Consider the following 8,331-nt stretch of genomic DNA (forward strand, 5'->3'; position numbering starts at 1 on the left):
GCCGGCCTTCGCCAGCGTCATCGTGATCGCCGCCGTCAGCGTCGTCTTGCCGTGGTCAACGTGACCGATCGTGCCGATGTTGCAGTGCGGCTTGGTGCGTTCGAACTTTTCCTTGGCCATGGCCAAAACTCCTGTGGCCCGGGTCCGTCAGCGGAGGGGCGCGATGCTGATCAAAAACCTTGGAGCGGGTAGACGGAATCGAACCGACATACTCAGCTTGGAAGGCTGCTGTACTACCATTGTACTATACCCGCACGGAGACGGCCTCAGGTCCGAAAGACCCTCGACCGCCGACCCGATATGGGGTCCCGTCCGTCGTTTCGAAAGCGCGTGGTGGGGGAAGCAGGACTCGAACCTGCGAAGCTTACGCAGGGGATTTACAGTCCCCCCCCTTTGCCGCTCGGGACATTCCCCCAAACGCGCTTTTCGAACCGCCGGAACCTTCGCGACGACGGTCTTTCGACCCCCGGCGCAACAAAGTCTCTCGTGGTCTTGCGTCGCCTGCTTTAGGAGGTGCGCCAGACCCGAAAGCCCTCAGGGCTCCAAATCGGAGGGCGTCTTATAGTGTCGAGAAATCCAGAACGCAACGACCGGAAATCGGGCAAGAAAACGGCCCCTTCCGGCAAGCCCGGCGGGCGTTTCGACGGCCCGAAGGCCGCCGGCAAGGGCGGACCCGATCGCGGCGGATGGAACCCCAATCCGCCCGCGAAGACCTTCAGTGATTCCGCCCCGCGCGGTTCGCGCGCCAAGGCGGACGCCGATAATTTCGTCTGGGGCCGTCATCCCGTGCTGGCCGCCCTGGCCAATCCGGCCCGCAAGGGCATGGGCCGGCTGCTGGCCACGCCGGACCGCGCCGCCGAGATCGAGCGCGACCGTCTGGCTCCGCACGGCCACAAGGTCGAGGTGATCGAGCCGCAGGCGCTGGACCGCATGCTGCCCGCCGGCGCCGTGCACCAGGGCCTGGCCTTCAAGGTCTCGCCGCTGGAGGGCGTGGCGCTGGAGGACATCGCCGAGAACGCCTCGGGCGTCATCGTCATGCTGGACCAGCTGACCGACCCGCAGAACGTCGGCGCCATCTTCCGCTCCGCCCTGGCCTTCGGAGCCAGGGGGATCGTGGTCCAGGACCGCCATTCCCCCGCCCTGGCCGGCGCGCTGGCCAAGGCCTCCGCCGGCGCCACCGAACGCCTGCCCTGCGCCCGGGTGACCAACCTGTCGCGCGCACTCGAAAAGCTGGCCGACCTGGGCTGGCGGGCTGTCGGTCTGGACGGTTCGGCCGATCTGACGCTGGAACAGGCCCTGGACGGCCAGCCGACCGTGCTGGTCATGGGCTCCGAGGGCGACGGCGTGCGCCGGCTGGTGGCCGAACACTGCGAGGCCATGGCCAGGATCCCCATGCCGGGCGGTTTCGAGAGCCTGAACGTCTCCAACGCCGCCGCCATCGCGCTTTATGAAGCGGTACGCAAACAGGGCGGCTGACAGGATGCCGCACCGACGCTAGAGAGCGGAAATGGAATTCTTCAGCTCTCCCGAACTGGCCTCGCAGGCGACCGCCCTGGGCCAGGTGGTCATGATGGATCTGGTGCTGGCGGGCGACAACGCCGTCGCCGTCGGCCTGGCCGCCGCCGCCCTGCCGCAGGAGCAGCGCAAGAAGGCGATCCTGATCGGCCTGATCGCCGCCGTGGTCATGCGCATCGGCTTCGCCCTGATCACCGGCTGGCTGATGGGGCTGATCGGCCTGCTGCTGGCCGGCGGCCTGCTGCTGCTGTGGGTGTGCTGGAAGATGTGGCGTGAACTGCGCGAGCAGGCGACGCACGACCAGGCCGAGGCCGAGAAGGAACTCGAGCTGGCGCTGAGCATCGAGCACGGCAAGGGTCCGTCGCCCGAGGAACTGGGCCTGAAGCGCAAGACCTTCGGCGCCGCCCTGGTCCAGATCATGATCGCCGACATCACCATGTCGCTGGACAATGTGCTGGCCGTAGCCGGCGCGGCCCACGAGCATCCGTGGATCATGGTCTTCGGCCTGGTCCTGTCGATCGGCCTGATGGGCGTGGCGGCGACCTATATCGCCAAGCTGCTGCACCGCTTCCGCTGGATCGGCTACCTGGGCCTGGTCATCGTCCTGTACGTCGCGCTGCACATGATCTGGGACGGCTACCGCGCCACCGTGGTCCGCACCCTGAACCTGGCCCAGCACAACGCCGCCATCCCCGCCTTCCTGCAGATCACGCCGAAGGAGGTGGCCAAATACTGCAAGGCCGAGGAAGGCGACAAGCTGCGGATTTGCATGACCCAACCCGGGGCGACCCCGGCCGATCTGCCGCCGCCACTGACGGTTCCGGCGGCCTGAGCATGACCGCCACTCCGAAAACGCCACTGAACGCCGCCGTGCGCCAGCTGTCCTTCGCCACCAGCGTGGCGGCGGCCTTGTCGATCAGCGCCTGCGGACAACAACCGCCGCAGCAACAGGCGACCACCCGCATCTGCACCGATCCGACGGGCGCGCGGATCCCGGATCAGAACTGCCACCGCAGCGGCGGCGCGGGCGGCGGCGCTCTCTGGTATTTCGGCGCCGCGGCGCTGGCGAGCACGGCCTATGGCAAGAAGGCCTCGGGCGGCAGCTACACCGCCCCCGACCGCAGCGGCTTCGGCGCCTCGGCGCGCGGCTCCTCGGGCGGCTGATGGACCGGCTGCCGCTGGCGCCCCGGCCGGACTGGCGCGAGCGGGTCGAAGCCCTTGGCCTCGTCTGGCACACCGCCGGTGACCTGCCCTACTGGAACGAGGCCGCCTGCTACCGCTTCAGCCGCCGCGAAGTCCGCCAGATCGAGCAGGCCACCGAAGAGCTGTACGCCCTGTGCCTGGCCGCCGGTCAGCACATCATCGACCAGAACCTGTTCCACCGCTTCGGCATCCCCGACTTCGCCGTCCCCCTGATCCGCAAGGCCTGGGACGAGGAGCCGCCGGCGCTGAACCACGGCCGGTTCGACCTGGGCTACGACGGCGTCTCGCCGCCCAAGATGTTCGAGTTCAACTGCGACACCCCCACCTCCCTGCTGGAGGCCTCGGTCATCCAGTGGGACTGGCTGGAGGCGGTCTTCCCCGGCCGGGACCAGTTCAACGGCATCCATGACGCCCTGATCGCCCGCTGGGCCGAGATCGCCCCCGCCCTGCCGCAGCCGGTCCACTTCACCTGGGCCGAGGAAGGCGCGGCCGAGGACGCCGTCACCGTCGCCTATATGCGCGACGTCGCCCGCGAAGGCGGGGTCCAGAGCATCGCCCTGCCCATCGACCAGATCGAATGGACCGGCCTGCGCTTCGCCGACGCCACAGGCGCGCCGATCCGGTCCCTGTTCCACCTCTATCCGTGGGAATGGCTGATCAACGAGGAATACGGCTCGCGCATCGTCCATTCGCCGACCGTCTGGATCGAGCCGATCTGGAAGATGATCTGGTCGAACAAGGCCCTGCTGCCGATCCTGTGGGAGTTGTTTCCCCATCATCCGAACCTGCTGGAGGCCTCGTTCGAGGCCCTGCCCGGCGACCATGCGCGCAAGCCGATCCTGGCCCGCGAGGGCGCCAACATCTCCATCGTCAGGGACGGCAAGGTGGTCGAAGCCACCGGCGGCGACTACGGCGGCGAGGGCTATGTCTGGCAGCGCCTCTACGACCTGCCCGAGTTCGACGGCCAGCACCCGGTCATCGGCAGCTGGATCGTCGACGGCGCAGCCGTCGGCATCGGCGTGAGGGAGGCGGGACTGATCACGGGAAACACGGCGCGCTTCGTGCCGCATGTGATCGAGGGCTGACGCTCAACGCGTCAGGAAATAGGACCCGTCGACGTGGCCGTTCATCCCGCAATAGGGGCGAGAGCCGCCCTGGCCGCCAGGGGCCAGTTCCTCCACATTCAGATGGCCGCCGCGCAACGATACCCGAATCCGCCACCCGTCGTCGGCGTTGATCGTGATTGCATTGTCGATGATCCGTCCCGTGCCGGACACGTCGCAGAGCCAGCGCGCATTGACGGGATGGGCGGCGTTGAGCTCGACCAGAAGCTGCCCCTTCTCCAGCCGCCGGATATCCACGGAGCCCGCCACGTTGCGCCACTCCCCCTCCAGTCCGGCGGCCGGACGGGTCTGCAGGCTGTCGAGGAACTGCACCCGTCCCCGCATGCGCTCCGCCAGATCGGAGAAGTCCCGGAAACCGCCGCGCGTGCTGTTTTCCTGCCATTCGTCGCGGGCGCCGATGAACCATCGCTGATCCTGCGTCAGCGCGGTGCGGGCGCCCACCGGTAGAGCGCGGCGGACGGCGGCGTAGCGGTCAGCCATTCGCCGATCCAGCCGCCCCAGCGCCGGATCGGCGCAGATGGCGTGCTCGGATGGGGTCGTGGCGCGGCTGCAGTTGAAGGAGGGACCATCCTGCGAAGCCAGAAGGGCCAGGGCGACAATCGTGATCACGAGCGACCTCCAACGGGCAAACCAGGAAAATCAGCGGCCGAGATATCTGCTCTCGAAATCGCGAAGCTGGCGATTGCGGTCTTCAAGGTGGGTAATCTCGCAATCCAGAGAGTCCAGGGCGAAGGCGCCGCCGTCGCCGAACAGGGCCTCGCCGGCCCCGCAGTCGGCTGTGGCGAACGCGTTCCAGTGGGACTGAGCCTCGCTGAACGCCCGTTTCGCCTCCCGTGGTTCAACGCCATGATCCGCCGGGAGAGCATCCAGCGCCCTGTTGATCCGCGACAGGATCACGCCCTGTTCGGCCTTCGCTCGGTCGCGCACGTCCGCGTAGCAGCTGGTCATTTCAAGCTGGCCGCCGACATCGGCGCAGGCGTCCTGCGGATCCTGAACGGCGAAAACGCCCACTGACAGAAGAATGGCAAGCAAGGGCATTCGAACACTTCCTCAGACGTCCCGCACGATCGCCGGTGAGCCGCCCCAAGGTCAATGCATCGAAGCGACGCCGGACGATATCAGCCCTCCGCGCCCCCGAACCGCGCGCTCCATTCGGCGACCTGCTCGTCCTCGATCTTGGCGAACAGGACGCTGGCGGCGGCGACCGGCCGGCCCACCGGCACGGCGGCCAGCAGGTCCTCATCCGCCGAAGGCCACGACAGGTCGGTCGAGCCGACGCTGGCGGCGATCTTCTCCGCCGACGCCGGGATGACCGGGGCGGCCAGGCGGGCGAACAGGGCGACCAGGTTCAGGGCGAAGCGGGTGGCGGTGGCGGCCCGTTCCGGATCGGTCTTGAACGCCGTCCACGGCGCCGCGACCTGCAGATACTCATTGCCCAGCACCCACAGGGCGCGGATCGACTGCGCCGCCTTGCGGAACTCCATGTCCTCCAGATTGGCCGTCGCCTCCGCGATGCCGCCCTTCAGCTGGGCCAGGAAGGACTGCTCGACCTCGGTCAGGGCGCCGCCCTGGGGCACCACACCCTCGAACTTCGACTCCGTGAACTTGACGATCCGGTTGACGAAATTGCCCAGCACGTCGGCCAGGTCCTTGTTCGTCGTCGACTGGAACTGCTCCCAGGTGAAGGCCGCGTCGGAGTGTTCCGGGCCATAGGCGGTCAGGTGCCAGCGCCAGTAGTCGGCGGGCAGCAGTTCCAGCGCCTGGTCCATGAAGACGCCGCGCTTCTGGCTGGTCGAGAATTTGCCGCCGTACCAGTTCAGCCAGTTGAAGGCCTTCAGGGTGTCGACCGTCTTCCAGGGCTCGCCCGAGCCCAGGATCGTCGCGGGGAAGCTGACGGTGTGGAAGGCGACGTTGTCCTTGCCCATGAACTGGACGTAGCGCACGTCGTCGGCGCCCTCGTCGGTCCTCCACCAGTCGCGCCAGGTCGTGCCGTTGGCGTCGGCCCACTCTTCCGTGGCGCCGATGTATTCGATGGGCGCGTCGAACCAGACGTAGAAGACCTTGCCCTCCATGCCCGGGCGCGGCCCGCCGTCAGGCCCGACCACCGGCACGCCCCACTTCAGGTCGCGGGTGATGCCCCGGTCGATCAGGCCCTCGTCCAGGTGCTTGTAGGCGATGGACTTGTCCAGGGTCTGCCAGTCGGTCTTGGTCCCGGATCGGCTGCTCCAGCTTGGTCTGCAGCAGATAGAGGTGACGGGTGTCGCGCACTTCCAGGTTCCGCGAGCCCGAGACCGCCGAATAGGGATTGATCAGGTCGGTCGGGTCCAGCAGCCGCCCGCAGTTGTCGCACTGGTCCCCGCGCGCCTTCTCATAGGCGCAGTGCGGACAGGTCCCCTCGACATAGCGGTCCGGCAGGAAGCGGGCGTCGTCGACGGAATAGATCATCCGGTCGACCCGCTCCTCGATCAGGCCCCGTTCCTCCAGCACTTTTGCAAAGTGCTGCGTCAGGCGGCGGTTGGGATCGTTCGAGGAGCGGCCGAACCAGTCGTAGCTCAGGCCGAACGACTGGCCGGCGGCCTTCTGGATCTCGTGCTGCTCGTCGCAATAGGCGCGCACGTCCTGCCCGGCGGCGGCGGCGGCCAGCTCGGCCGGGGTGCCGTGCTCGTCGGTGGCGCAGATGTAGAGGACCTCATGGCCCTGCGCGCGCTTGAAGCGGGCGTAGACATCCGCCGGCAGCATCGAACCCGCCAGATTCCCCAGATGCTTGATGCCGTTGATGTAGGGCAGCGCCGAGGTGATGAGGATGCGGGACATTGGGGCCTGAGGGTCGAGGAGCGAGGGTCGCGGTGAGTGGTTAGTGGCGAGTGCAGCCGGATTTCGCAACCCGTTCCCGCCCCGCCTCGACCCTCGCCGCCCGTCCCTCGACCCGATCGGGGACGACGCTTACGCTCCCGCCCATGGCCATCATCCCCACCGTCAAATGCAGCGACATCCTCCGCTCCGTCGGCTTCTACACCGGCGTGCTGGATTTCGAGGTCCGGCGCGAGTGGTCCGAACTGTCTGATCCCGGGTTCGCCTGGCTGACCCGGGACGGCGAGGTGCTGAACCTGTCCAGCCATCGGGGCGACGGCGTCTTCGGGCAGGCGATCGTGGTCGAGGTCGCCGGCGTCGACGCCCTGTTCGAGGCGTTCCGGGCGCGCGGCCTTGATCCTTCGGGTAAGCCGGACTCGCCGGTCCACCAGGGTCCGCTGGATCAGACGTGGGGCACGCGCGAATTCTACGTCGACGACCCGGACGGCAACACGCTGCGTTTCACAGAACGTGCGGCAGCCGCCGCGCGACCCTGAGGAACCGCCCCGCCAGCAGGGCGCCCGAGACCAGGCTGGCGATGATCACCGCCCACACCAGTCCGTCCACGCCGATCCTGTGCGCCAGCACCCAGCCCAGCGGCATCATGATCGCGCCGTAGGACAGGAAATGCATGATCGTCGGCCACCAGACGTCGCCCGCGGCGCGGTTGGCCTGGGCCGCCACGACCTGGATGCCGTCCGCCACGAAGAACAGGGTCGCCAGCACCAGCGCCGGTCCGGCGATGGCGATCAGGGCCGGATCGGCCGTATAGGCGCCCACCACCACCGTGGCCGTCGGCCAGATGACCAGGGCCACGATCAGGGTCAGCACCGCGACCACGCCGATGCCCGCCAGGCCGGCGCGCATCACGCCCGCCCGGTCCTGTGCGCCGTACGCCCGTCCGACCAGCACCGCCGTCGCCGACGACAGTCCCATCGGCAGCATGAAGACGATCGCCGACATATTGATCACGATGGCCCAGCTGGCGGTCTCGTTGGTCCCCAGCATGCCGGCGATCAGGGTCATGGCCGCGAAGGCCCCGACCTCGATGAAGTTCGACGCCCCGGCGCCCAGGCCGACCTTGACCTGTTCGCGTTCGACCGCGCGGTCGCGCGCCGGCTTGGCCCACAGGTTCCAGGTCTTCGCCTCGGGCAGGCGCAGGATGTAGATCACCAGGAAGACCGCCAGCGCCGTCCGGGCGCCGAACGTCGCCCAGGCCGAGGCGACAGCCCCGTCCACGCCGAGGCCCAGCAGATCGGGCACCAGCAGCAGGTTCAGGCCGATGTTGACGCCGTTGGCCACCCACATGGCCCACATCCCCGGCTTGGGCTTGGACAGCCCCTCCAGGAAGAATTGCCCGGCGATCGAGATCAGATAGGCGGGCATCGACAGGGCGAAGACCACCAGCGGTCCGGACGCGCCTTCGCCCAGGCCTTCGCCGAACTGGACGTTCTGCATGACCCACGGCCCGAACACCGCCAGGGCCAGCATGGCGGCGACGCCGATCTGCATCGCATAGACGACGCCGCGCCTCAGGACAGCGCCGATCTCGGCATGCCGTCCCTCGCCGCGCAGGCGGGCGGTCAGGATCTGCACCCCCATCATCAGCCCGACCGCCGTGGTCAGCACTACCGAGGAC

At 68.2% G+C, this 8,331-nt stretch carries 9 protein-coding genes, 2 tRNA genes and 1 pseudogene; 5 read left to right on the forward strand and 7 right to left on the reverse strand.

The features are described from left to right. From Q0C81_RS12360 to Q0C81_RS12370, 3 genes are all read right to left on the reverse strand, one after another. Positions 1-120 (reverse strand): GTP-binding protein (locus tag Q0C81_RS12360; RefSeq protein ID WP_291838236.1); only part of this gene is annotated, 120 nt, incomplete at its 3' end. A 60-nt stretch (positions 121-180) separates the two neighbouring features. Next, positions 181-254, reverse strand: a tRNA-Gly gene (locus tag Q0C81_RS12365). A gap of 77 nt (positions 255-331) precedes the next feature. Then, a tRNA-Tyr gene (locus Q0C81_RS12370) sits at positions 332-415 on the reverse strand. A 149-nt stretch (positions 416-564) separates the two neighbouring features. On the opposite strand from Q0C81_RS12370, the gene rlmB reads away from it, so the two are divergent. From rlmB to Q0C81_RS12390, 4 genes are read left to right on the forward strand one after another with little or no spacing between them, the layout of a single operon-like run. Beyond that, on the forward strand, positions 565-1,476 hold the full coding sequence (gene rlmB, locus Q0C81_RS12375; RefSeq protein WP_291838211.1) for a 23S rRNA (guanosine(2251)-2'-O)-methyltransferase RlmB: 912 nt from the start codon (positions 565-567) through the stop codon (positions 1,474-1,476). Positions 1,477-1,507: 31 nt separating this feature from the next. Next, positions 1,508-2,347: a TerC family protein gene (locus Q0C81_RS12380; RefSeq protein ID WP_291838214.1), complete on the forward strand. Its 840-nt coding sequence runs from the start codon at positions 1,508-1,510 to the stop codon at positions 2,345-2,347. Between the two features lie 2 nt (positions 2,348-2,349). Next, a complete protein-coding gene (locus Q0C81_RS12385; protein WP_291838217.1) occupies positions 2,350-2,679 on the forward strand; it encodes a hypothetical protein in 330 nt (109 codons plus the stop codon). Next, positions 2,679-3,803: a glutathionylspermidine synthase family protein gene (locus Q0C81_RS12390; RefSeq protein WP_291838220.1), complete on the forward strand. Its 1,125-nt coding sequence runs from the start codon at positions 2,679-2,681 to the stop codon at positions 3,801-3,803. The genes Q0C81_RS12385 and Q0C81_RS12390 overlap by 1 nt, the downstream gene beginning before the upstream one ends. A gap of 3 nt (positions 3,804-3,806) precedes the next feature. Here the strand turns inward: Q0C81_RS12390 and Q0C81_RS12395 are convergent, their stop codons facing one another. The 3 genes and pseudogenes from Q0C81_RS12395 to metG form a co-directional block, all read right to left on the reverse strand. Then, positions 3,807-4,451, reverse strand: a complete 645-nt coding sequence (locus tag Q0C81_RS12395) for a lysozyme inhibitor LprI family protein (RefSeq protein WP_291838223.1) — start codon at positions 4,449-4,451, stop codon at positions 3,807-3,809. 30 nt (positions 4,452-4,481) lie between these two features. After that, on the reverse strand, positions 4,482-4,880 hold the full coding sequence (locus Q0C81_RS12400) for a lysozyme inhibitor LprI family protein (protein WP_291838226.1): 399 nt from the start codon (positions 4,878-4,880) through the stop codon (positions 4,482-4,484). An 80-nt stretch (positions 4,881-4,960) separates the two neighbouring features. Next, positions 4,961-6,656, reverse strand: a pseudogene (metG, locus tag Q0C81_RS12405) (methionine--tRNA ligase). A gap of 143 nt (positions 6,657-6,799) precedes the next feature. Between metG and Q0C81_RS12410 the strand changes: the two are divergent. Further along, the gene (locus tag Q0C81_RS12410) at positions 6,800-7,189 is read left to right on the forward strand and encodes a VOC family protein (protein WP_291838229.1); all 390 of its coding nucleotides are present in this window, start codon (positions 6,800-6,802) and stop codon (positions 7,187-7,189) included. Here the strand turns inward: Q0C81_RS12410 and Q0C81_RS12415 are convergent. Then, the coding region (locus Q0C81_RS12415; protein WP_291838233.1) for an MATE family efflux transporter at positions 7,155-8,331 on the reverse strand (1,177 nt) is incomplete at its 5' end. The two genes, Q0C81_RS12410 and Q0C81_RS12415, sit on opposite strands and share 35 nt — an antisense overlap.

It is taken from the genome of Brevundimonas sp., from assembly GCF_023259385.1.
Classification (GTDB): domain Bacteria; phylum Pseudomonadota; class Alphaproteobacteria; order Caulobacterales; family Caulobacteraceae; genus Brevundimonas.

Bases quoted from the DNA above. Each gene is read 5' to 3' on its own strand.
- Q0C81_RS12380 (WP_291838214.1), top strand. From the start codon at position 1,508: ATGGAATTCTTCAGCTCTCCCGAACTGGCCTCGCAGGCGACCGCCCTG.
- Q0C81_RS12385 (WP_291838217.1), top strand. From the start codon at position 2,350: ATGACCGCCACTCCGAAAACGCCACTGAACGCCGCCGTGCGCCAGCTG.
- Q0C81_RS12390 (WP_291838220.1), top strand. From the start codon at position 2,679: ATGGACCGGCTGCCGCTGGCGCCCCGGCCGGACTGGCGCGAGCGGGTC.
- Q0C81_RS12400 (WP_291838226.1), bottom strand. From the start codon at position 4,880: ATGCCCTTGCTTGCCATTCTTCTGTCAGTGGGCGTTTTCGCCGTTCAG.
- Q0C81_RS12410 (WP_291838229.1), top strand. From the start codon at position 6,800: ATGGCCATCATCCCCACCGTCAAATGCAGCGACATCCTCCGCTCCGTC.